21 protein-coding genes are annotated in these 21565 nt (G+C 63.0%); 7 read left to right on the top strand and 14 right to left on the bottom strand.

Going from position 1 to position 21565, the window contains the following annotated elements:
- Both ACIQ17_RS02635 and ACIQ17_RS02630 read left to right on the top strand, forming a co-directional pair.
- Window positions 1-987 (top strand): chorismate-binding protein (locus ACIQ17_RS02635; protein ID WP_398465083.1); only part of this gene is annotated, 987 nt, incomplete at its 5' end.
- Between the two features lie 104 nt (window positions 988-1091).
- Entirely contained in the window at window positions 1092-1637 is a 546-nt protein-coding gene (locus ACIQ17_RS02630; RefSeq protein ID WP_398465080.1) for an adenine phosphoribosyltransferase, read from the top strand.
- A gap of 120 nt (window positions 1638-1757) precedes the next feature.
- On the opposite strand, the gene ACIQ17_RS02625 is transcribed toward ACIQ17_RS02630, so the two are convergent.
- The 4 genes from ACIQ17_RS02625 to ACIQ17_RS02610 all read right to left on the bottom strand — a co-directional run bounded on the left by ACIQ17_RS02625 (window position 1758) and on the right by ACIQ17_RS02610 (window position 5160).
- On the bottom strand, window positions 1758-2420 hold the full coding sequence (locus ACIQ17_RS02625; RefSeq protein WP_398465078.1) for a hypothetical protein: 663 nt from the start codon (window positions 2418-2420) through the stop codon (window positions 1758-1760).
- An 82-nt stretch (window positions 2421-2502) separates the two neighbouring features.
- Window positions 2503-3258 carry a hypothetical protein gene (locus ACIQ17_RS02620; RefSeq protein WP_398465076.1) on the bottom strand — a complete coding sequence of 252 codons (756 nt, stop codon included), beginning with the start codon at window positions 3256-3258 and terminating at the stop codon, window positions 2503-2505.
- 187 nt (window positions 3259-3445) lie between these two features.
- Window positions 3446-4573, bottom strand: coding sequence for a M48 family metallopeptidase (locus ACIQ17_RS02615; protein ID WP_398465074.1), 1128 nt, complete (start codon window positions 4571-4573; stop codon window positions 3446-3448).
- A gap of 26 nt (window positions 4574-4599) precedes the next feature.
- Window positions 4600-5160: a LemA family protein gene (locus ACIQ17_RS02610; RefSeq protein WP_398465072.1), complete on the bottom strand. Its 561-nt coding sequence runs from the start codon at window positions 5158-5160 to the stop codon at window positions 4600-4602.
- Window positions 5161-5498: 338 nt separating this feature from the next.
- Between ACIQ17_RS02610 and ACIQ17_RS02605 the strand changes: the two genes are divergently transcribed.
- Window positions 5499-8738, top strand: a complete 3240-nt coding sequence (locus ACIQ17_RS02605; protein ID WP_398465070.1) for an autotransporter domain-containing protein — start codon at window positions 5499-5501, stop codon at window positions 8736-8738.
- 132 nt (window positions 8739-8870) lie between these two features.
- On the opposite strand, the gene ACIQ17_RS02600 is transcribed toward ACIQ17_RS02605, so the two are convergent.
- From ACIQ17_RS02600 to ACIQ17_RS02585, 4 genes are all read right to left on the bottom strand, one after another.
- A complete protein-coding gene (locus tag ACIQ17_RS02600; RefSeq protein ID WP_398465068.1) occupies window positions 8871-9251 on the bottom strand; it encodes a hypothetical protein in 381 nt (126 codons plus the stop codon).
- A 65-nt stretch (window positions 9252-9316) separates the two neighbouring features.
- The gene (locus ACIQ17_RS02595; RefSeq protein ID WP_398465066.1) at window positions 9317-10297 is read right to left on the bottom strand and encodes a small ribosomal subunit Rsm22 family protein; all 981 of its coding nucleotides are present in this window, start codon (window positions 10295-10297) and stop codon (window positions 9317-9319) included.
- A gap of 212 nt (window positions 10298-10509) precedes the next feature.
- Window positions 10510-13974 carry a chromosome segregation protein SMC gene (smc, locus tag ACIQ17_RS02590; protein WP_398465064.1) on the bottom strand — a complete coding sequence of 1155 codons (3465 nt, stop codon included), beginning with the start codon at window positions 13972-13974 and terminating at the stop codon, window positions 10510-10512.
- 346 nt (window positions 13975-14320) lie between these two features.
- Complete coding sequence (locus tag ACIQ17_RS02585; RefSeq protein WP_398465062.1) at window positions 14321-14833, bottom strand: hypothetical protein; 513 nt, start codon at window positions 14831-14833, stop codon at window positions 14321-14323.
- Window positions 14834-15331: 498 nt separating this feature from the next.
- On the opposite strand from ACIQ17_RS02585, the gene ACIQ17_RS02580 reads away from it, so the two are divergent.
- Window positions 15332-15538 (top strand): YodC family protein, encoded by a 207-nt coding sequence (locus tag ACIQ17_RS02580; RefSeq protein WP_398465060.1) that lies wholly within the window; start codon window positions 15332-15334, stop codon window positions 15536-15538.
- Between the two features lie 207 nt (window positions 15539-15745).
- Here ACIQ17_RS02580 and ACIQ17_RS02575 read toward each other — a convergent pair whose 3' ends face one another.
- Window positions 15746-15955, bottom strand: coding sequence for a type II toxin-antitoxin system HicA family toxin (locus ACIQ17_RS02575; protein WP_398465058.1), 210 nt, complete (start codon window positions 15953-15955; stop codon window positions 15746-15748).
- The gene (locus ACIQ17_RS02570; protein WP_398465056.1) at window positions 15952-16224 is read right to left on the bottom strand and encodes a type II toxin-antitoxin system HicB family antitoxin; all 273 of its coding nucleotides are present in this window, start codon (window positions 16222-16224) and stop codon (window positions 15952-15954) included. The genes ACIQ17_RS02575 and ACIQ17_RS02570 overlap by 4 nt, the downstream gene beginning before the upstream one ends.
- 42 nt (window positions 16225-16266) lie before the next feature.
- Here ACIQ17_RS02570 and ACIQ17_RS02565 point away from each other — a divergent pair, with 42 nt between their 5' ends.
- From ACIQ17_RS02565 to ACIQ17_RS02555, 3 genes are all read left to right on the top strand, one after another.
- Window positions 16267-16479: a ParD-like family protein gene (locus ACIQ17_RS02565; RefSeq protein ID WP_398465054.1), complete on the top strand. Its 213-nt coding sequence runs from the start codon at window positions 16267-16269 to the stop codon at window positions 16477-16479.
- Window positions 16480-16495: 16 nt separating this feature from the next.
- A complete protein-coding gene (gene map / locus ACIQ17_RS02560; RefSeq protein ID WP_398465052.1) occupies window positions 16496-17257 on the top strand; it encodes a type I methionyl aminopeptidase in 762 nt (253 codons plus the stop codon).
- Window positions 17258-17459: 202 nt separating this feature from the next.
- Window positions 17460-19067 carry an amidase gene (locus tag ACIQ17_RS02555; RefSeq protein WP_398465050.1) on the top strand — a complete coding sequence of 536 codons (1608 nt, stop codon included), beginning with the start codon at window positions 17460-17462 and terminating at the stop codon, window positions 19065-19067.
- 71 nt (window positions 19068-19138) lie between these two features.
- Here the strand turns inward: ACIQ17_RS02555 and ACIQ17_RS02550 are convergent, their stop codons facing one another.
- From ACIQ17_RS02550 to ACIQ17_RS02535, 4 genes are all read right to left on the bottom strand, one after another.
- Window positions 19139-19561 (bottom strand): GFA family protein, encoded by a 423-nt coding sequence (locus ACIQ17_RS02550; protein ID WP_398465048.1) that lies wholly within the window; start codon window positions 19559-19561, stop codon window positions 19139-19141.
- A gap of 217 nt (window positions 19562-19778) precedes the next feature.
- On the bottom strand, window positions 19779-20030 hold the full coding sequence (locus tag ACIQ17_RS02545) for a hypothetical protein (RefSeq protein WP_398465046.1): 252 nt from the start codon (window positions 20028-20030) through the stop codon (window positions 19779-19781).
- 293 nt (window positions 20031-20323) lie between these two features.
- Window positions 20324-20980 carry a DsbA family protein gene (locus tag ACIQ17_RS02540; protein WP_398465044.1) on the bottom strand — a complete coding sequence of 219 codons (657 nt, stop codon included), beginning with the start codon at window positions 20978-20980 and terminating at the stop codon, window positions 20324-20326.
- Window positions 20981-21085: 105 nt separating this feature from the next.
- Window positions 21086-21565 carry a DUF721 domain-containing protein gene (locus ACIQ17_RS02535; RefSeq protein ID WP_398465042.1) on the bottom strand — a complete coding sequence of 160 codons (480 nt, stop codon included), beginning with the start codon at window positions 21563-21565 and terminating at the stop codon, window positions 21086-21088.

Genomic DNA, 21565 nt, shown 5'->3' with positions numbered 1-21565 from the left:
TTCCACACCGTCGATCATGTCGAAGGCATACTGCGCCCAGGCTTTGACGCGCTCGATGCGTTTCTGACACACGCCTGGGCCGTCACCGTCACCGGTGCGCCAAAACTGTGGGCGATGCAGTTCGTCGAGGACAATGAGCGGTCGTCGCGGCGCTGGTATGCAGGCGCCATCGGCGTGGTCGGCTTCGACGGCACCATCAATACCGGCATCACCATCCGCACCATCCGCATGAAGGACGGTCTTGCTGAGGTCCGCGTCGGCGCGACGCTGCTGTTCGACTCGGATCCGGTGGCGGAAGAGAAGGAATGCCAGACCAAGGCCGCAGCGCTGTTCCAGGCGCTGCGCGGCGATCCGCCGAAGAAGCTGTCAGCCTTTGCACCGGATGCCCGCGGCTCCGGCAAGAAGGTGCTGCTGGTCGATCACGAGGACAGTTTTGTCCATATGCTGGCGGATTACTTCCGGCAGGTCGGTGCGGATGTCAGTGTGATCAGGCATATCCATGCGCAGACGGTGCTGAACCGCGACGACTTCGACCTGCTGGTGCTATCGCCGGGTCCAGGCCGCCCCGCCGATTTCGGTATCGCGAAGACGCTCGACACGGCGCTTGCCAAGAATCTTCCGGTGTTTGGCGTGTGTCTCGGCGTCCAGGCCATCGGCGAGTATTTTGGTGGCCAGCTCGGCCAGCTCACGCAGCCGGCCCATGGCCGTCCGTCGCGGATCCAGGTCAAGGGCGGGCAGCTCATGCAGGGCTTGCCCAACGAGGTCACCATCGGCCGCTATCACTCGCTGTTTGTCGAGATGGGCGACATGCCCGAGGCGCTGACCGTCACGGCCACCACCGAGGATGGGGTCGCCATGGCCATCGAGCACAAGACGCTGCCGGTGGGCGGCGTCCAGTTCCATCCGGAATCGCTGATGTCGCTGGGCGGGGAGGTCGGGCTGCGCATTGTTGAAAATGCATTCCGGCTGGGCCAAAAGGCGGCCTGAACCCGCGGGCGCCCGCCCGCGATGGGGCAATCCGGCCTGCTTGTGGCATCCGGATTGCTTCAGTAGGTTCCACGCGCCCGAATTCGACCGAAACAGAGATCCTGATGACCCCTGAACTCGCTCACGACCTCAAGGCTTCCGTCCGCACCATTCCGGATTATCCGAAGCCGGGGATCCTGTTTCGCGACATCACCACGCTGCTCGGCGATGCCCGCTCGTTCCGCCGCGCGGTGGACGAGCTGGTGCATCCCTGGGCCGGCTCCAAGATCGACAAGGTTGCCGGCATGGAAGCGCGCGGCTTCATCATCGGCGGCGCCGTGGCGCATCAGGTCTCGGCCGGCTTCGTGCCGATCCGCAAGAAGGGCAAGCTGCCGCACACCACCGTGCGCATCGCCTATTCGCTGGAATACGGCATCGACGAAATGGAAGTGCATGCCGACGCCATCAAGCCCGGCGAGCGTGTGATCCTGGTCGATGACCTCATCGCCACCGGTGGAACGGCGGAGGGAGCTGTGAAGCTGATGCGCCAGATCGGCGCCGACGTGGTCGCTGCGTGCTTCATCATCGACCTGCCGGATCTCGGCGGCGCCGCCAAGCTGCGCGCGATGGATGTGCCGGTCCGGACGCTGATGACATTCGAGGGGCACTGAGCCTCTTTGTCGTCACCCGGCTTGACCGGGTGACCCAGTAGACACCGACATTCGAGTGTTACACGAACGCCGCCGTTGACTGGATTGCCCGCTTTCGCGGGCAATGACAGGCGAATGCTCTCACATCAACAGCAAACCCAGCTCGATCTCCCGGAACGCAAAATAGTTCCGGCGAATCCACTGATGCAGCTCGGTGGATGAATCATGCTCCGAGCGCAGATAGCCGGTGAACGAGAAATTCAGCCGGTCGATATAGGTCTTCAGGAATGGCGGCAGTGCTGCGACATGCAGCATCTTGCCCTGTCCGAGCGCCCGCGGAACCTCCCCGCGCAGCACCTGCTCATTGTCGACCACGTAGAGCGCGCGCTGCGGATATTGCTGCTGCAGCATCTCATAGGCGCGCAATGACGCGCGATCGCTGTCGCCCATGAACAGCACGATCGGCGCCACGCCGCGCCGCGCGGCTTCCTTGGCAAAGCCGATTTCGGCAGTCATCTGGAAGAATTCGTCGAAGGCGTGATAGCCGAGGTCGATCACCTTCGCCATTTCGTCATGGACGATCAGGCGATCCATCAGCGCCATCTTGCCGAAGGTGTCGTTGATGTCGGCGGTCTCGGTCAGCCGCGGCAGGAAGTCGAGCAGCGACGGCTCCTTCAGGCTGACATCGAACGCGACGACGTCGCCGCGCTGCAGCTTGAGGAATTCCGTGAGCAGCCGCGCCATCAGGGTCTTGCCGACCTGCGGGCGCGTCGAGCAGATGATGTAGACGGGCGTGCGCGACATGGCGGCAGTATAGCTGGGAGATCGCCGCGAGGCTCAAGGGCTGTTGCCTCTCCCCGCATGCGAGGAGAGGCGGGAACTGATCTTACTGTTCGCCCGGCGTGCGTGCGCTCGGTTTGTCATGCACGATATCGGTCAGCTTGATGCGATCGAATTCGCTCCAGACATTGGCGAGCCAGTGGCGGACATAGCCGCGCAGTACGAAGGAGTAGTTCGCCGCCTCGTCATGCGGGCCCTTGTTGGCGACGAATTTCAGGAACGGTACCGACGAGACTTCCACCTGCTCATAGGCCATCTCGTTCAGTTTTGGGATGGTGATCTCGGTGGCGCCCTTGATCTTGTGGAAATAGGAGTTGTAGGTCGCCTGGTCCCATTCGAAGAAGCTGGTGTTGTTGATGAAGTTCTTCACCAGGAAATACTTTGCGCCATCCATGAAGCCGGCGGTCTCGGCGATTTCGTCCAGCGAGGCGATCGACGGGCCGAGTATATGGAACACGGCAAAGGTGATCTGGCCGGACTTGGCAGCGTCGAGGAAGCCGATATCGCGCAGCGAGGCGAGGGCGGGGGACAACAGGCCTGCGCGAACGTCGATGACGGTGACCGACGGCGCCACGGTGTTCAGCGTATCGAAGATCTTCATCTGGTCCGAGGTCGTCGTCATGTCGACGATCTCGGTGATGTCGGGATGGAAGCGCTTCAGCGTGCCGCGTGGTGCTTCGGTGTCGAAGGCCCGGGTCGCGACATTATTGGCGCTGAAATAATCCAGAACGGTGCGCGACACCGTGGTTTTGCCGACACCGCCCTTGTCCGCGCCGACGACGATCACTGCTGGCTTCGCCATGAAATTCCCTTAACTGCTCTGGATCCCCAGATCCGGACCCCCAAAGGCACGAGGGAGACTCGTGCCGCCGGCACTGTAACCCATGCCTGCTTTGGGCGCGAACATGGCAGAAAGATGGGGGAATTCAATCGCCGGGTGGCAGCGATTGACGGAAATCACTGGGGAATCTGCCTCGTAAGCAGGCAGGTCAGGCGCGCTTGCCCCACGGGCCCTGCGTCGTTGTCCCGTCCGGCTGCCCCGCATCGCTCCACGGACCCGGCTTCGCCGGCTCACCCTCCGGCAGCGCCGGCGTCTCGTCCTCAGCGACCTCACCCGGCAGCGTCAGCGGTCCGGGATCATGACCGCCGGCATATTTGATCAGCGCTGCCACCCGGGCATCCACCGAAGGATGGGTCGCGAAAATATCCGCAAAGCCCGAGCGCGGATTGTCCACGCACATTTCCATCACCGCCGAGGTCGCCCCGGGCAGCTCGCCGCGATTCTCGATCTTGCGCAGCGCCGAGATCATGGCATCCGGGTTCTTGGTCAGCTCCACCGCGCCGGCATCGGCCATGAATTCGCGCGAGCGCGATAGCGCCAGCCGGATCACCTGCGACAGCGCCCAGGCGACGACGAGCAGCACCACGGCGATGATTATGGCCGGTACTGCGCCGCTGCCTTTGCCATCGCTCGATGATGACTGCGACGACGAGCGCCCGGACGACCGGAACCTGCCATTGGCAAAGGTGCGGAACAGCAGTTCGGCGAACAGGCCGACCACGCCGGCAATGATGCCGGCGATCACCATCAGCTGCACGTCGCCATTGCGGATATGGGTCAGCTCATGGCCGAGCACCGCCTCGATCTCGTCATCGTCGAGATTGCGCAGTAACCCCGTGGTGACCGTCACCGAATATTGCTTCGGATTGAGCCCGGTGGCGAAGGCGTTGAGCGCGTCGTCCTCCATGATCTTCAGCTTCGGCATGGTGATGCCGCGCGAGATGCAGAGGTTTTCCAGCAGGTTGTACAGCCGCGGCTGTTCCTTCCGCGTCACGCTGGCGCTGCCGGTGATCATGTCGATCATCTTCTGATGACCGAAATAGGAGATGATGATCCAGCCGATAGCCCCGATAGTGGCGAGCGGCATCGCCCGGAGCAGATCGCGGAATGCAGCATTTAGATAGTAGGGCAGCGTGCCGCGGCTGTTGCTCCACACTTCCAGCACCAGCGCGACGGCGAACACGATCACATAGATCAGCACGAACAGGCCGGCGAGCAGCAGCATCGAACGCGTCTTGTTCGATGCGATATGCGTGTACAGACCGTAAGCTGCCATGATGCGCTGCCCGGCTCAGGCCGCGGTCAGAACTTGACCTGCGGCGCCGCCTCGACCTGCGCCCGGTTCTCGCCGAGATCGAAGAACTGTTTCGGATGGAAGCCGAGCGCGCCGGCGAACAGGGCTGCGGGCAGCTGCTGGATGCCGGTGTTGTATTCCGAGACCGCATTGTTGAAGAAGCGGCGCGCGGCGGCGATCTTGTTCTCGATATCCGAGAGCTCGCTCTGCAATTGCTGGAAATTGGCATTGGCCTTGAGGTCCGGATAGGCTTCAGCCAGCGCGATCAGCCGGCCGAGCGCGCCGGAGAGCTGCTGTTCAGCCGCCGCGACCTGGCCCGGTCCCTGCGCGCTCATCGCCGCATTGCGCGCCTTGATGACCTCTTCGAGCGTGCCGCGTTCATGCGAAGCATAGCCCTTCACGGTCTCGACGAGGTTCGGGATCAGGTCGTGGCGCAGCTTCAGCTGCACGTCGATATCGGCGAAGGACTGATCCACCCGCTGCCGCAGGGCCACCAGCCGGTTGTAGGTGGCGAACAGAAAAAACGCGATGACGACGATGACGCCAAGAACGATCCAGCCGGTCGACATTTAGAGAACTCCCCCAGAAAAACGATGAGACCTGTACCATAGCCGAACCTGCAACCAGAAGGCAGCGGCCGCCGGGCCAGGGCGACTCGTGTGTCGTCGCAGGCCGGGAATATGTTCACCGTGCAGAAGCTGCACGGCCTCTGACGATTTCACCCGCTCACAGGTGAATGGTGTGGCTCATACACGTATCGGGACATGTATCTGTTGTAACTCCGCATCACCTCGCATGTCTCTCTGCCAGCCGCCCTGCGGGTTGGCGCGACTGCGCGTTTCGTCACCTGACTGTCATCCACGAAACCTAATGAGCCTTAAACTTTTCCAGGGCTGAGGTTTGAGTGATGCAGAAGTGGCAGTGCGGCGCGAGCCGGCTTGCGATGGGTGTTGTCGTGGCGGCGCTGTTCGCGCCAATGGCGGCGGAGGCAACGTCGTTCACCGTGGTGAGCGGCACGACGAGGACTACGGCGGGATCGTTGACCGCGGCTGAAACCGGCACGATTGAAACCAACGCAACCTTGTCGAGCGGCACAGGCATTGGCTTCACCAACGCCGTTACCGGTGTCATCGTCAACAATGCCGGAACGATACAGGCCACCGCGCGCGGTATCGATACGAGCGGCGCGACCTCGGTTTCCGACCTGACCGTCAACAATCTGAATGGCGCGCTGATCTCCACCGTCGGCAACGCCTTTCATCTGAACAACCTTGCTGCCAATGGTCTGGTGACCATCAACAACGCCGGTGTCGTGCTGGTCACGTCCAACAATCGCGTGATTCAGTTCGCCAACAACGCGCAGGCGACGGCCACGGTGCAGGTGAACAACGCAGCCTCCGGCACGCTGCGTTCGACGGGCAGCGATGTGATTCGCGCCGGCGGCGGTACGACGATCGTCAACAACAGCGGCATGATCGACGCAACCGGATCGAACAGCCGGGCCATCAATGTCGATCCGGATACGCCGGCGGCGGTGAGGGCGCTCCAGGTCACGAACAATGTCGGCGGCATCATCCAGTCTCAGGACGATGCCATCCGCATCGCGGCCACGACTGCGGCAGTCAATGTCGTGATCGACAACGCCGGCACGATCAGAACGACGAATGGCGGACAAGCCATTGATCTGGACAATGTCAATTCGGCCTCGGCTTCAGTCGCAATCATCAATCGCGCCACGGGCGTGATCTCCTCGACCGACGCAGATGCGGTTCGCCCCGGCCAGAATTTCACCATCACCAATTATGGCCAGATCATTGCCAATGCCGCACCGGCGCCGACCGATCGTCCGAGTGCCGATGGCATCGATCTGCAGACCGGTCACACGGGCACGGTGCACAATTACGGCTCGATCTCCGGCGCCAAGAGCGGCACGGCGTCGGACATCAACAGCGTCATCACCGTCTACAACTATGCCGGCGCGACCATCACCGGACAGAACGGCGCGGGCGTCGGCTCCGGCGGCAATGCGATCGTCACCAACTGGGGGACCATCACCGGCAAGATCGACAGCACCTCGTTGCGCGGCGACGGTGACGGCATCGACACCGACTTCGTACTGACGCTGACCAATTACGGTCTGATCCAGGGCACCGGTGCCAAGGGCTATGACGCGGGCGGTCGCCTGAATAACAGCGAAGGTCTCGGCATCGGCGGCGGCACGATCGCGAACTACGGCACCATTTCCGGCGCCGGTGCGGGCATCGTCGTCAATAACGACTCCAATCCGGACAATTCCCGCAGCGGCAGCGCGGCAACCGCGCTGACCAACTACGTCACCGGAACCATTATTGGCCAGAACAGCTACGCCATCCGCTTCGAGAACAAGACCGGCACTGCGGCCGACAACGACACCATCGTCAATTACGGGACCATCATCGGCAACGGCATCATTCCCGATCCGAACGCCACCGTCATTCTGCAGAACGGCAATCCGGATCCCGCCAACGGCACGTTGAACGGCGTCACTTATGCCGCCGGCTCCACGCGCTTCATTCGCGGTGACGGTTCGGCGATCCAGACGGGCGAGGGCTCCGATATCCTCACCAATTACGGCACTATCATCGGCAATACCGGCCGCGCCATCAATCTGGAAGGTGGCAACGACACGCTGAACATCATGAAGGGCTCACGCATTGCCGGGCTCGTTGATGGTGGCGCAGGCACGGACACGCTGAACTACAACAAGGTCGGCCTGTCCGAGACCAACCGCCAGGCCCTGCAGGGTGGCCAGACGGTGAATATCGGCGGCACGCTCTATACGTCCTTCGAGGTGGTCAATGCCAATGCGCCGTCCTTCTCCGCGCTGGCCGGCGCCAATGCCCGCGGCGTCGCCGCGCTGTTCGACAATCTGCCGCTCAATGCCACGGGCCTGGGTGTGGTCGATATGCTGGACCGTGTCGCCAGTTCTGGCGATGTCGGCGCGGCACTGTCGCAACTGACACCGGGCTCGTATCAAAGCCTCGGCCGCATCGGCATGAACAATGTGCAGCAGACGACATCGCTGGTCGGCCAGCATCTGACGCAGAATCGCCTCAACGGCCTCGGCACCGACGTCTCCGGCCTCGGCAATGCCATGGCGATGTTCGACGGCGGCATGTTCGACCGCAATTTTGGCGGCGATCGCGCGCTGGCCGCCGTGATGGCATTCCCGGGCAGCGCGGGCTCGTCGCTGGCGGAAGCCGGCTGGGGCACCGGCGTCGCTGAAGCAATGGCCTATGCGCCGATCAACAAGGCGCCGACGCTGCGCCCGATCGCGGTGACGGCGGATCACGGCTTCTTCGTCACCTCTGGCGCGAGCTTCGCCCGCGAAGGCGCGCGCGCCGATGCGCCGGGTTTCAAGGCGAATACGGTGAATGTGCTGGCTGGCTATGACCAGCGCTTGAGCGACACCATCGTTGCCGGCGTGTTCGGTGGCTACGCCTTCACCCGCGGTGAGCTCGACGGCAACGGCAGCAACACGCGCGTCGCGACCGGCACCATCGGCGGCTACGGCACGTATCAGGCGCCGACCTGGTTCGCGACCTTGATGGGCCTCTATGGCTTCAGCGACTACACCACCTCGCGCATGGCGCTCGGCCTGTCCAACGATGCCAAGTTCAGCGGCGATCACTATGCTGTCCGCGGCACCGTCGGCACCGACATCCGCGTCAGCGGCTGGGTGGTGACGCCTGAAATCGGGCTGCAATATATGCGGGTGATGACCGACGGCTTCACCGAGCGTGGTGGCGCGGCGGCGTTGATCGTCGGCAGCGACAGCGCGGAATCGCTGCGGTCCAGCGTCGGCGCGCGCTTCGCTTACGATGTCGCATATAACGGCGGCATCCTGACGCCGGAACTGCGCTTCGCCTGGCTGCACGAATTCAGCGATGGCATTCGTGGCATCAATGCGAGCTTTGCCGACACGACGCTGCCGGGTTCGTTCGTGACGTCGACTGCATCAGGCCTGCGTGATCGCGGTGTGCTCGGTGCCGGCCTGTCGGGCAAGCTGGCGCCGCTCACGGTGCTGTCAGTGAACTATGATGCCATCGTCGGCGGCAGCGATGCTGTCACGCATCAGGTCATGGGCCGGATCAAGCACGCGTTCTGATCACGCATAACCTGAATTTGTCGTCCCCGGGCTTGACCCGGGGATCCATCTTTACGGCATGCTCAGCATCAAGCTGGATGGCCGGGTCATCTAGCGAAGCTCGCTTCGCGCTGCCCGGCCATGACGCGTATCTTATGGCTTTGCCACGTGCCATGCGCCGTTCAGAAAGCCGTCGCCGGTGGTCTGGCCGGCAGCCGTATCTTTCTTGAAGGTGTAGAGCGGCTTGCCTTTATAAGCCCACATCTTCTTGCCGTCGTCGCGCACCACGATGGTCATGTCGGCGGTCGGCTTGTCGCTGTCGGCAGCGAACAGTGGCGGCCAGTTCTCGGCGCAGGGGCCATTGCAGGCCGACTTGCCGCCGGCATCCTTGTCGAAGGTGTAGAGCGTCATGCCCTTGGCATCCACGAACACCTTGCCCTTGTCGGTGTCGGCGGTCTTCAGCGCCTGCGCGGAGGCGGCGGATGCGGTGAAAAGAACGGCCAGCGCGGCAACGGCGGCGAATGATCTGGTCATGAGCGGAACTCCCTGATGAATGGCGACGCAGTCGCGTCACCAGGAAGAACGCCCGCCATGGACAATTATTCCGATGATGAATGCTCGAAAACCGCATCGCCCCAATCGAGCTTGCGAAATTTGGCGTAGGTCGCCTTGTCGCGCTTCGGCGCGACGGCGGCGATCACGCCGTCTTTCGTGCAGAGTTTCGTCGTGATCGCGATCTTCGTCGTCACCGGCTGCGCCAGCACCCGCGAGGGGCGCGGCGCGATCGGTGCACGTGAGACCGCGAGATAGATGAATTTCTCGTCCTCATAGGGAAGTTCTGCGGATTTGAGTTGTTTATGCACGCGGGAGCGTTGCAGCCGCTGGCTGAAATGGCACCAGTCCGGTTTCACCAGCGGACACGCGTCATCGTGCGGGCAGGGCGCGATCACATGCGCGCCTGCGCGGATCAGCTGCGCGCGCGCGTCGAGGATGCGTTGATAGCCGGCTGGTGTACCTGGCTCGACGATAACAATCGTATCATTCGCCTTCGCCCACATCGCCGCGACAAGTCTTTCGCGCGCGGTATCGGTGAGTTCGTTGATCACATAGCTGGCGATGACGAGATCAGCCGAAGCTGCATCGGCGATCTTAGCGGTTGCGTCGCCGAGCGTGTAGGCGATGCTGCGATCATTCTCGCGCGCCAGCTCCATCGCCAGTGCGCGCAGCGCCGGGTTGGCATCGAGCAGCGTGAATGATGCCAAAGAATCGAATGCCTCGGCGCAGGCCCATGTCGCCGTGCCCGGCCCGGCACCGCAGTCGAGCATTGAGGCCGGCGCGAAATCGGGGCGGATTTCCTGCAGGGCATTGAGGCTGGCGATCACAGCGGCATAGGTCGCTGGCATCCGTGCGAGCGCATAGGCGAGGGCGTCGCTCTCGGTGCGGATCGTCGTCGATCCGCCGCCGGAGCGATAGGTTTTGGAGATGGTGTCGGAGCGTTGCGCGGCGTCGGTGCGCGAAACGCCCTGCAGGCGCGAAGCGAGCGTTGCCGTGAGATAGGCGGGGAGATCGGGCGAGGTCATTCAGCAACGACGCTCCTCTGATCCCTCCCTCAAGCGGCGTAGCCGCGCAGTGGGGAGGGTGGATCGAAGCGAGCGTCCAGCGAGCTTCGAGACGGGTGGGGTGGTTCCACAAACGCCGTACCGTGGGGCTCCCCACCCGGCGCTACGCGCCACCCTCCCCACTGCGCCGCTGCGCGGCTGGGGGGAGGGAGACCATCAGCATCGCGTATTAGTTACGCTACTTCCTGATCGAGGATCTTCACCGCGTTCTCGAGATCCACCGACACCAGCTGCGACACGCCGCGTTCCGCCATGGTCACGCCGTACAGGCGATGCATGCGGGCCATGGTGATCGGGTTATGCGTGATGGTGATGAAGCGCGTGTCGGTGGTCGCGATCATTTCATGCAACAGGCTGCAGAACCGCTCGACGTTGTGGTCGTCCAGCGGCGCGTCGACTTCGTCCAGCACGCAGATCGGCGACGGGTTGGTGAGGAACACCGCAAAGATCAGCGCCAGCGCGGTCAGCGCCTGCTCGCCGCCCGACAGCAGCGACAGCGACTGCGGCTTCTTGCCCGGCGGTTTGGCGATGATGTCGAGGCCGGCCTCGAGCGGATCGTCGCTCTCGATCAGCTTCAGCTCCGCTTCGCCGCCGCCGAACAGTTCGACGAACATGCGCTTGAAGTGGGTGTTGACGCTGTCGAACGAGGTCATCAGGCGCTCGCGCGCTTCCTTGTTCAGGCTCTGGATGCCGGTGCGCAGCTTCTTGATCGCTTCCACCAGGTCGTCGCGCTCGGTGGCCAGGCCGTTATGCGTGCCCTCGATCTCGTTGAGCTCTTCCTCGGCGCGCAGGTTGACGGCGCCGAGACGCTCGCGGTCGCGCCGCATCTTCTCCAGCTCGGTTTCGACCTCATGCAGGTCGGGCAGCTTGTCGTCCTGGCGCACTTCGGCGAGTGCCGCGACGCCTTCCGGCTCCACTTCCAGCATGTCGCGGATTTCGCGCTCGATGTCCTCGAGGCGGCGCTTGCCGCTTTCCATGCGCTCTTCCGAACGCGCACAGGCCTCGCGCGCCTGCGACAGGAATTCGATCGAAGTGCGGGCCTCGCGATCGGTGTCGCGCATCATGTTTTCGGCCGCCTGCAGCGCGTTGGCGGCCATCTGGCGGCCCTGCTCGGCGGTCTCGACTTCCGAGATCAGCGCGCGGCGCTTCTGCAGGAACAGGGCGGGCGCGTCTTCCAGCTCGGCGCGTTCGCGGGTGAGCTCGGCCTGGCGCGAGGCCACGGTCTCGATCTGCCGGCTCGCCGAAGACTTGCGGCTCTCCCAGTCATTGCGCTCGGCGATGATCGCCTGCACGCGGCGATCGGCGAGTTCAGCCTCGCGGGCCAGCGCCTGTGCTTCGGCGCGGACCTGCGCCGCAGCGCGGCGATGGCCCTCGATCTCGTTGCGGACGTCGGAGAGTTTTGCTTCCGCATCCGCCGTCTCCGGCAGCTCCTCCAGCGCCATGTGGGCGCTTTCGAGACCGGCTTCGGCTTCCATGCGGTCGTTGGAGAGGCGCGACTGCGCTTCGGTCAGCGTGGCGCGGCGGGCGGCGTGGCGGTTGATCTCGCGCTCGGCATTGGCCTGGCGCTCGCGGGCCTGGTCGACCTCGCGGCGGGCATTGCGCAGCGCATCGCGCGATGCGGCTTCCGCCGAGGCCGCCGTCTTCAGCGCCTGCTCGGCCGCTTCCAGCGCCTCGCGCTTGGCGATGGCATCGAGTTTTGCGTTTTCGAGATCGGCTTCGATATCGGTGAGGCGGGCGCGCTCGGCGAGGCGGCGGGCGGCGCCGGTCGGCGCATGCGAGCCGGCCACAAAACCGTCCCAGCGCCAGACGTCGCCTTCCAGCGTCACGAGGCGCTGGCCGGTCTTCAACTGGCCGACAAGCGCCGCGCCCTGATCCTTCGTGACAATGCCGATCTGCTTCAGGCGGCGCTGCAGCTCCACCGGCGCATTCACATGCGCGGCCAGCGTCTCGACGCCCTCCGGCAGCGCCGGATCGTCGGCGTGTTCGCCGGCATTGGTCCAGCGCATCGGCGCCGAGGGATCGACGGGCGCATCGAGATCGTCGCCGAGCACGGCGCCAAAGGCCTTCTCATAGCCCTTGGTGACGGTGACGCCGTCGATGATCGGCGGCCACAGATTCTTGGTCTCGCCGTTCAGGATCTTCGAGATCGTGCGCGCTTCGGTCTCGAGGCGCTGCACCTTCTTGTCGGCTTCCACCAGAGGCGCGCGCGAAGCGTCCAGCGTCTGGCGGGCAGCGATATGAGCGGCCTCGTTCTCGCCGACCGAATATTCCGCCTGCAGCAGGATTTCCTGCGCGGTCTCCATCAGCATCGCGAGTTCGTCGAGATCGCCGAAGCCCGAGGTCTGCGCGGTCAGCGCATCGATCTCGCTTTCGACACGGGCGATCTCTTCCGACAGGCGCGTCAGGCGATCGGCCTGGCTGCGCACATTCGACTGCAGCTGGTTGCGCTTCGCCGTCATGTCGGCATGGGCGGTGGTGAGTTCGGTAAAGGTGCGCTCGGCCGCGGCCAGCACGGCCTCGGCCTCGGAGACGCGCTCATCGACGCCGCCGCGCAGCTCGACGCGCTGCATGATCTCTTCCTTGATCATGGCGTCTTCTTCTTCGAGACGCATCAGCGCGATTTCGGCGTCTTCCGCCTGCTTCATTTCGCGGGCGACGTCGGCCTCGAACTGGTTGAGGCGGCTGTCGAGCTCTTTCGCGCGCTCCTCGGCGCGCTTCTCTTCGCGGTCGAGCAGGTCGCGGGCATTGGTCAGGCGCTGCAGGCCGGCGGCGGCAGCGGCTTCCGCCTCGCGCAGCGCGGGCAATTCGGAGGCACGGATCGCCTGGATGCGCGCCGATTCGCCCTGGATCCGTGTGGCTTCGGCGAGTTCGAGCGTGTTGCGGTCGTGGGTGGTGGCGGCATCGGCATTGTCCGCATGCGCCTGGATCCAGCGCAGGTGGAACAGCATGGCTTCTGCCTTGCGCACCTTGGCGGCGACTTCGCGGAAGCGCGTGGCCTGGCGGGCCTGCTTCTTCAGGCCTTCCATCTGGCCGGACAGCTGCCCGATCACGTCCTCGACGCGGGTGAGGTTGGTTTCGGCCGCCTTCAGGCGCAGCTCGGCCTCGTGGCGGCGCGCATGCAGGCCGGCGACGCCGGCGGCGTCTTCCAGCACGCGGCGGCGCGATTCCGGCTTGGCCTGGATGATCTCACCAATCTTGCCCTGGTGGACGAGGGCCGGCGAGCGCGCGCCGGTGGCGGCGTCGGCAAACAGGATCTGCACGTCGCGGGCGCGGACATCGCGGCCATTGATGCGGTAGTTCGAGCCGTTGTCGCGCTCGATGCGGCGGGTGATTTCCAGGATCTCGGCGTCATTGACCATGGCCGGCGCGGTGCGCTCGGCATTGTCGATGGTCATGGTCACTTCGGCATGGTTGCGCGAGGCGCGATTGCCGGAGCCGGCGAAGATCACCGCTTCCATGTCGGTGGCGCGCAGCGACTTGTGCGAGGTCTCGCCCATCGCCCAGCGCAGGGCTTCCACGAGATTGGACTTGCCGCAGCCATTGGGGCCGACGACGCCGGTCAGGCCGGGTTCGATCATGAAATCGGTCGGTTCGACGAACGACTTGAATCCGTTCAGGCGCAGGCGCGTGAGTTTCATGTAAGCGGTACTCTAATTAAGCCGATAGGCCGGCCACCGCGAATCCCCCAGCGCGAACAATAGCATGGATGCAACCATCGCGCCGCCCCGGGACTCACGGGCACGGCTCTCAATTGGGCCCGACAATGGCGAGACGAGGGCAGCCGCACAACGCCGGAACCCGCGTTGTCCCAAGGGTTTTGCAGGGGATAAGGGCGGGCAAACGAAGGAATTATCTTGTTTGCGTGAGAGAAGTGGCGTCTCGAACCTGGGCTGCTGGCGAGGTAGCTGTCTCACTGGCTATGTAAGCGATACCGCTTCAATTCGTCCGAATTGCCAGGAGTTGTTGATTAGCTAAGTTAAATAGCTATCCAATTTTATGACTAGAGAACACTCCCGGCAAATCCGTGTCGGCGATCCAGTATCCAAGTTTCGGTATGTTTACGAACCGATCTTGATGTCGCCAAAGTATGGTTCCGACATTCTTGTTCCTGTCCTTGCCCGCCAAAGGAATATTGCGCTCTAAGAGGGCTCTGGCGATTTCGCCTCGCTTCATGGGGCGCCCTTTTTCGCGAATGAGCTCATAGACCTCGTCGGCAATTTGTTCAGGTGAAACATGACCGCGTCTGCGCTGAGTTGGGGAGCCTATTGTGAAACTCAGCTCCGACTGTGCATCGCCCGATAGAGTGGCGACTTTGTTTTCGAAGTTTCGAATTTCTTCGATCAGAGCATCTGTCTGTTTCAATTTTTCGACCATGTCTGCGCGGATGCGCAGAAGGCGATCAATAAGGTCGGTAGTACTCTGTTTACTCAACGTTTTTTTGCCTGATCTGGATTTCGACCCATGCGATGCGGGTACTATTTCCGCTCCGAGTGTCACAGGCAACTCCTAAACTTGGAATCATAGTTAACGGAGTCTTAACGGAAATTCTGCTGCTCGTCGAGAGTTGCATTCCGAGCCGAGTTGGGCTACTTTAGTAATGTTGCGGTGCCTGAAAACGAAAAGGCCCCAGGGGTAGGAACCCTGAGGCCTTAGTAGTTGCCAGCGTCTCTCGGGTGCTTGAGGTGGACCGAGAGCGAAGGCGATATCGTATGGTCTATAAAAGCCGATATACGCTTATTTGCTTGAGACCGCAATAGTCCGCACCTCGAAGGAGGTGATGACCAATGAGGACGAAGGTCTGTCATTGGGTCAACGCATACCTCAGGTTTCGGTTCGGCCGGCTTGAGCACGTGTGTGGGCACTGGCGTTGCTGCGGCATCTGATGCTGCACAATAGCTAGTGCCGGTGGCTGGGAGGCTCGCCTCCCAGCCGTTTTGGCGGACAAAATCCATCTCCTAACTCTCGGTCAATCGATGGGAATTATAGGAGAATGAAATGAGCGAAAATACTTGGAAACCCGGCGACGTCGTACAAGTGAAAAGCGGCGGCCCGGCCATGACTGTTGCGGGCGACGATGGCTTTGGCCGCACGATTTGTGAATGGTTCGACGGTAAGAAGCAGATGAGTGGCACGTTCAATGTCGCGGTTTTGAAGCTGTTTGAGCGGCCACGCGCTATTGCAGTTGGCATCGCACGTCGCTAATCGACCCAAGTACGAAATGTGACGCCCCGCAATGACCAGTTGCGGGGCGTACTAAATCAGATGTGGTTCTAAATTTCCCTGATCATTGGATTGTGTTGCGCTGATTGAGTGTCTTTGCAGGTACCTGCAACGATATGCCCAACTGAGAGACGAGAAGTTTGGTCGTCGCTCATGCGCTAGCCTGAGACTAGGGCGTTGGTCGCCGCTCTAGCTCAGATCGTCTTCGCTTATTTCTGCGGCCTTCATCAGATGTCTCAGCAATCCGGTCTTCAGCGCGCTATTGCCATGAATGGGAATCGAAAGCCGAATGACACTGCCGGGCTTTCCATAGATGTGATGGCTGCCATTGACGCGCAGAAGAACCCAGCCGCGCCGCTCGATCAAACGAGCAAAGGCGCGGCCGGATATCGATGTCATGCGGTCAGCTCTAACATCCGGACGTCACCACCGGGGGCAGGCGCCTCGACTTCAACCGACAGGCATCCCTCGATTGCTTCGCGCAGATTGACCATCAACTCATCCATTGTCTCGCCCTGGCTGGCGCAACCGGGAATGGCCGGGACTTCGGCCCAGTAGCCGCCTTCCTCGGCATCATGCACGACGATCCTGATCTTCATGATGATCTCCTTGCCGGTAAGATCGGGCAGCTGAGGAACGAGATCAAGGGCTTGGCTTTCCAGCCGCACATCATTATACGGTCCGTATATGAATCATATATGGAGCCTTCCATGGGCATCGTGAGCATCGACGACGAACTGCATGAGCAGCTTCGCAAGGCCACCAAAGTTTCCTGCCGCTCGATCAATGCGCAGGCCGCTTACTGGATCAAGATCGGCATGCTCTGCGAGGCCAATCCGGCCCTGAGCTTCACGGTAATCCTGGCGCGCGAGATGAGCGCGGCGGGGGTGGAGACGCCATCGCTTGCCGCGAGCGCGGCATGACCAGGGCGCCGCAGGCATGACAAAGACGTCGCAGGAGCTGGCGCTGATGGCGGAGTCCGGCCGGCTGCTGGCCTCGGTGTTCGCGCTGCTGGATCGCACAAAACTGGTCGGCCGCTCGACGCTCGAGATCAATGACATGGTCGAGCGCTTCATCACCGAGGACCTTGCGGCGCGGCCGGCGAGCAAGGGGCAGTATGGCTTTGAATTCGTGCTGAACGCATCGATCAACGAGGTGGTCTGCCACGGCATTCCCTCCAGCGCCGATGTGCTGAAGGATGGCGACATCGTCAATTTCGACATCACGCTGGAGAAGAACGGTTTTATCGCCGATAGCAGCAAGACCTATCTGGTCGGCGAGGTGAACCTGGCTGCGAAGCGTCTGGTCGCGGCCACCTATGAGGCCATGTGGCAGGGCATCCGCGCGGTGCGGCCGGGGGCGCGGCTCGGCGATATCGGCTTTGCCATCGAGCGCCATGCCAAGCGATCAGGCTATTCGGTGGTGCGCGATTATTGCGGCCACGGCATCGGCCGCGAGATGCATGAAGCGCCGCAGGTGATGCACTTTGGCAAGCCGAATACCGGGATGGTGCTGCGCGAGGGGATGGTGTTCACCATCGAGCCGATGCTCAATCGCGGCCGCGCCAAAGTGCGCACCGAGGATGACGGCTGGACCGTGGTGACCGACGACGGCTCGCTGTCGGCGCAGTTCGAGCACACGGTGGCGGTGACGGCGAAGGGCGTGAAGGTGCTGACGCTGCGGCCGGATGAGAAGCGCTGATCCTGGTCAGCCCCCATCCCAACTCTGCCCCTCATCCTTCGGATGAGGGCTGAAAGTGATCGAGGTGCCTCACCTTGCCGCGGGCCAGGATATGCAAGGCGCCCCGTACGCGCGTCTTTCTGCATTTTGCACGGAACACCGCGTTGCCCTTGCGCTGATGTCTTGGCAGGCTGCGTCTGTTCGATGGAATGGAGACTTCGTGGTGGCAAAGACAACGGTGAAGCGTCCAGCGGCGAAAGCGGCCAAGTCACGCAAGGTGAAAAAGACGGCGGCAGCCAAACGTCCGGTAGCCAAATCCAAGGTAGCCAAGGCCAAGACAGCCAAATCCAACGCAGCCAAATCGAAGATATCCAAAGCCAAATCGTCGTTCGCGGCAGCGGCGAAGGCGCGCCTGCCAAAGGGACCGGTCTGGCAGTGGACAGCGGTGGAGACGGCTGCGGCGATCGGGTCCGGCGCCGTGTCGGCCTTTGAGGTCACCGAGGCGCAGGTCGCGCATATGCAGGCGGTCAATCCGAAGCTGAATGCGGTGGTGGTCGATCTGTCGGAGCAGGCGCTGGCGGCAGCGCGGGCGGCCGACAAGATGCGCAAGAGCGCGGACCGCGGCGCGTTGCACGGCGTGCCGATCACCATCAAGATCAATATCGACTTCGAAGGGCAGGCCAACAGCAATGGCGTGTCGGCGCTGGCGAACCTCGTCGCGCCGTCGGACTCGCCGGTGGTGCGCAATTTCAGGAAGGCCGGCGCCATCGTGCTGGGCCTCACCAACACGCCTGAATTCTCCTTCCGCGCCTTCACTGACAATCCGCTCCACGGCCTCACGCAGAATCCGTGGAGCCCGGACATCACCTGCGGCGGCTCGTCGGGTGGCGCGGGGGCGGCGGTGGCGGCAGGCATCGGCACCATCGCCCATGGCAATGACATCGGCGGCTCGCTGCGCTGGCCGGCGCATTGCAACGGCATCGCGACCATCAAGCCGACCCAGGGCCGTATCCCCGCCTTCAACGAAAGCGCCGCGGTGGAACGGCCGCTGATGGCGCATCTGATGTCTGCGCAGGGACCGCTGGCGCGCAGCGTCGCGGATGTGCGGCTTGGTCTCGGCGTGATGAGCCAGCGCGATCCGCGAGATCCCTGGTGGGTGCCGGCGCCGCTGGAAGGGCCGAAGCCGAAAGGCCCGATCAAGGTCGCGCTGGCGAAAATGCCGGATGACATGAAGGTCGATCCATCGGTGACCGCGGCGCTGCGCCAGGCCGCCGACCATCTGGAGCGCGCAGGTTATCGCGTCACCGAGGTCGAGGTGCCTGACATCAGCGGGGTCTGGCAGACCTGGTGCGACATCATCGCCAACGAGACCATGGTGCTGCAGGAAGCCAAGATGCTGGCGGTGACGTCTGACGACTTCCACAAGGCCTGGGCCGGTATCAAGGCCAAGGCCGGCACGCTTGATCTCGCGGCGTGGATGAATGCGACGGCGGCGCGCAGCACGCATATCCGGGCGTGGCAGATGTTCTTCGAGGATTACCCGGTGGTGCTTGCGCCGACCACGGTGCAGCCGACACCGGGGCCGCGCGCTGATGTGGAAAGCGCCGAGCGCATCCGCAAGATCTTCTGGAACGACCTGCGATTCATTTCGGCGATCAATGTGCTGGGCCTGCCCGGCGCGGTGGTTCCGGTGGCGCTGCATGACGGCAAGCCGATCGGCGTGCAGTTGATCGCCGGGCGCTATCGCGAGGACATGGCGCTGGATGCGGCCGCGGCGATCGAGAAGCGGGCGGGGATGCTGGTGCGGCAGCTGTGGACGCGGGAGGGATAAGCGGCGCTCCGTCAGCTCATGGTTCGAGGGGCGCACTAAAATGCGTGCTCCTCACCATGAGGGGCGGCGAGTTAATCTTCCGGAACAAACCTCAACGTCCCCGCCTGCCGCTGCGGCTTCCCCGTGTCGTTCGGATGGTTGATGCCGTCATTCACCGGTATCTCGGTGAAATCGAACGGGCTGATGCCATCGAGACAGGCGACGTTGACGGCATAGGATGCCTGGTCCGATCGCCGCTGGTGATGCGTGTAGACGCCGCAACGCGCGCAGAAGAAATGCTCGGCCACCCTGGTATTGAAGCGATAGCTCGTCAGCGCATCCGCGCCTTGCAGCACGGTGACCCCGCCGGGCGCGGTCATCACCATGACCGCGCCGCGCATGCGGCACATGGAGCAGGTGCAACGGCGAACGGTGCTGAAGCCATCGCTGAGTACAGCTTCGAAACGCACCGCGCCGCAATGGCACTGTCCGGTGTGAAGCGTTGTGCCGGTCACGTCAGATGTCGCGGGCCAGTTCGTCCGGCCGGCGATGCTGCGGCATGCCGAGCACGGCGATGCAGAGGCCCAAAAAGGCCAGACCAATAAAATCGACGACGAGATTTCCAAACATCACGCACCCCCTGAAATATTCCAGGAGATTGCGGAGATGCCGCTTAAGCACTTCTTAATGCGCGTTACCGGGGCGTTAAGATGGTTAATTCCGGTGCGGGTGTCAGCGCGCGCGCGCTTGCGTGGTGCGCGGCATCGGGATTTCCGCTTTCAGCGCGGTCTCGCCCTGTGCCGTGATGCGATAGCGCGCCATGCTGCCGGGGGAGGATTCGATCCAGCCCTTCTGCACCATGTTCGCCAGCGTCTTCTGACCGGCGGGCAGCAGATGGGTCGCGGGAAGTTCCGCCACGGCGCAGAGCTTCTGCAACGCGGTGCGCTCGATGTAGTGCGGGAGGTGGGGGGCGCGTGCTGGCATGTCGGGGTGATGCAGTTGCGGGGGCACTAAGGGCACAATGGCGCAGCTACGGGAGCACGGCGCCGGCGGTTTCAATCTGGCACAACGCGGCCGAGTCCGGTCCGTTCCCAAAAAATCCGCTGCTGCCGGGCTGCCGCAAGATTGCCGCAAGAAATCGGGTGTTATGCGCGTGCTTCGCGTGTCGTTTCTTGCGGCAGACTTGCGGCCGTTGCGGCGGCACGAAGGCAATCGCCCCATAAAAAATGGCCGGGACTGCGCCCGGCCATGATCACTTTTGCGGTGTGAAGTCGGCCTCAACCCTTCAGCAGGGGCGTGATCTTCTTGGAAAATTCCTCAAAGGTCTGCTCGCCGCGCAGCATCTCGCCATTGATGAAGAAGGTCGGGGTCGAATTGACCTTGAGCACTTCATTGGCAAATTTCTGGTCGGCCGCGATCTTGTCGAGCAGCGCCTGATCCTTCAGGCACTCTTCCACCTGCTGCTGGCTGAGGCCGGCCTGCTTGCCGATGCGGGTCAGCGTTTCGGCGGTGTTCTTCATCACCCATTCCTGCTGCTGCTTGAACAGCATGTCGACCACGGCAAAATACTTGCCGCTGTCTTCCTTGGCGATGCAGCGCGCCAGCATCGAACCGGCCGCGGCCTTGATGTCGAGCGGGAATTCGCGGAACACGAAGCGGATCTTGTTGGTGTCGATGAACTCGGCCTTGATCTTCGGGAACACGTTTTCGGTGAAGTTCGCGCAGTGGCCGCAGGTCATCGAGGCGAATTCGACCACGGTCACGGCGGCGTCTTTCGGGCCCAGTGCCATGTCCGGCAGCGACACCGGCTTGGCGACATCGGCGGCAGTCTGCGCGGAAGCCTCCGAGATCAGCCGCAGCGGCGACAGGCCGATGGCTGCGGCGGCGCCGGTCAAAGCGAGGGCGGCGGTGAATTCGCGGCGCGTGATGATCAAGGGACTGCTCCGAAGTGGCGATTTGGCCAGTAAAAGTTCGCTTCGCTAACTTGAAACGCCAAATGTGGCAAGCGGATGCCGGAACTGCAAAGGCCCGAAAAGCACTCAACTTCGCTTGATAACGGCTCCCAGCCGCGCCAGGGCATCCTTCAAGGCGGCGTCCTCGACCTCCGGCAGCGTCTCGGCAACCCGCGCGACGGCGGTCGGATCGATCGGTTTGATCTTCCTCCGGGCTGTTGCCCGTGACAGGGGGGCCTGGCGCAGCGCCAGCTTGCCGACCGCGTTCCAGCCGAAGAACCGGTTCACCTTTTCCAGGATGATGTCCGACATGTGCTGGATTTCCAGCGCCATCGGGCCTTCCACGCGCAGGATCAGGGTCGCCGGTTCCTGCGGCTGGCCGTCCACCGGCCGCGGCCACTGGATCTTGAGCGGCTCGGAAAAATGCGCCACCTGGGTGCCGGCGATCTCGGCCCAGCGCGTTACCAGCTCGCGCGAGGCAAAGCCCTGCTTGGCATAGGCATCCGCGAACACGCCGCCGAGGAGGGCGGAGAGCGGCTTTGCGGAAATGGGACCAGGCTTGTTCAT

Origin of the sequence: Tardiphaga sp., from assembly GCF_044340795.1 — a bacterium.
In the GTDB taxonomy this organism is placed as follows: domain Bacteria; phylum Pseudomonadota; class Alphaproteobacteria; order Rhizobiales; family Xanthobacteraceae; genus Tardiphaga.
The sequence above is the reverse complement of the archived record's forward strand: the minus strand, read 5'-3'. Positions and strand labels throughout refer to the sequence as shown.

Coding starts and splice junctions, on each gene's coding strand:
- ACIQ17_RS02625 (WP_398465078.1), bottom strand. CDS start 2,420: ATGTCGCGCACGCCCGTCTACATCATCTGCTCGACGCGCCCGCAGGTC.
- ACIQ17_RS02535 (WP_398465042.1), bottom strand. CDS start 21,565: ATGAACAAGCCTGGTCCCATTTCCGCAAAGCCGCTCTCCGCCCTCCTC.
- ACIQ17_RS02580 (WP_398465060.1), top strand. CDS start 15,332: ATGAGCGAAAATACTTGGAAACCCGGCGACGTCGTACAAGTGAAAAGC.
- ACIQ17_RS02575 (WP_398465058.1), bottom strand. CDS start 15,955: ATGACATCGATATCCGGCCGCGCCTTTGCTCGTTTGATCGAGCGGCGC.
- ACIQ17_RS02615 (WP_398465074.1), bottom strand. CDS start 4,573: ATGGCAGCTTACGGTCTGTACACGCATATCGCATCGAACAAGACGCGT.
- ACIQ17_RS02620 (WP_398465076.1), bottom strand. CDS start 3,258: ATGGCGAAGCCAGCAGTGATCGTCGTCGGCGCGGACAAGGGCGGTGTC.
- ACIQ17_RS02605 (WP_398465070.1), top strand. CDS start 5,499: ATGCAGAAGTGGCAGTGCGGCGCGAGCCGGCTTGCGATGGGTGTTGTC.
- map (WP_398465052.1), top strand. CDS start 16,496: ATGACAAAGACGTCGCAGGAGCTGGCGCTGATGGCGGAGTCCGGCCGG.
- ACIQ17_RS02600 (WP_398465068.1), bottom strand. CDS start 9,251: ATGACCAGATCATTCGCCGCCGTTGCCGCGCTGGCCGTTCTTTTCACC.
- ACIQ17_RS02630 (WP_398465080.1), top strand. CDS start 1,092: ATGACCCCTGAACTCGCTCACGACCTCAAGGCTTCCGTCCGCACCATT.
- smc (WP_398465064.1), bottom strand. CDS start 13,974: ATGAAACTCACGCGCCTGCGCCTGAACGGATTCAAGTCGTTCGTCGAA.
- ACIQ17_RS02595 (WP_398465066.1), bottom strand. CDS start 10,297: ATGACCTCGCCCGATCTCCCCGCCTATCTCACGGCAACGCTCGCTTCG.
- ACIQ17_RS02565 (WP_398465054.1), top strand. CDS start 16,267: ATGGGCATCGTGAGCATCGACGACGAACTGCATGAGCAGCTTCGCAAG.
- ACIQ17_RS02545 (WP_398465046.1), bottom strand. CDS start 20,030: ATGCCAGCACGCGCCCCCCACCTCCCGCACTACATCGAGCGCACCGCG.
- ACIQ17_RS02610 (WP_398465072.1), bottom strand. CDS start 5,160: ATGTCGACCGGCTGGATCGTTCTTGGCGTCATCGTCGTCATCGCGTTT.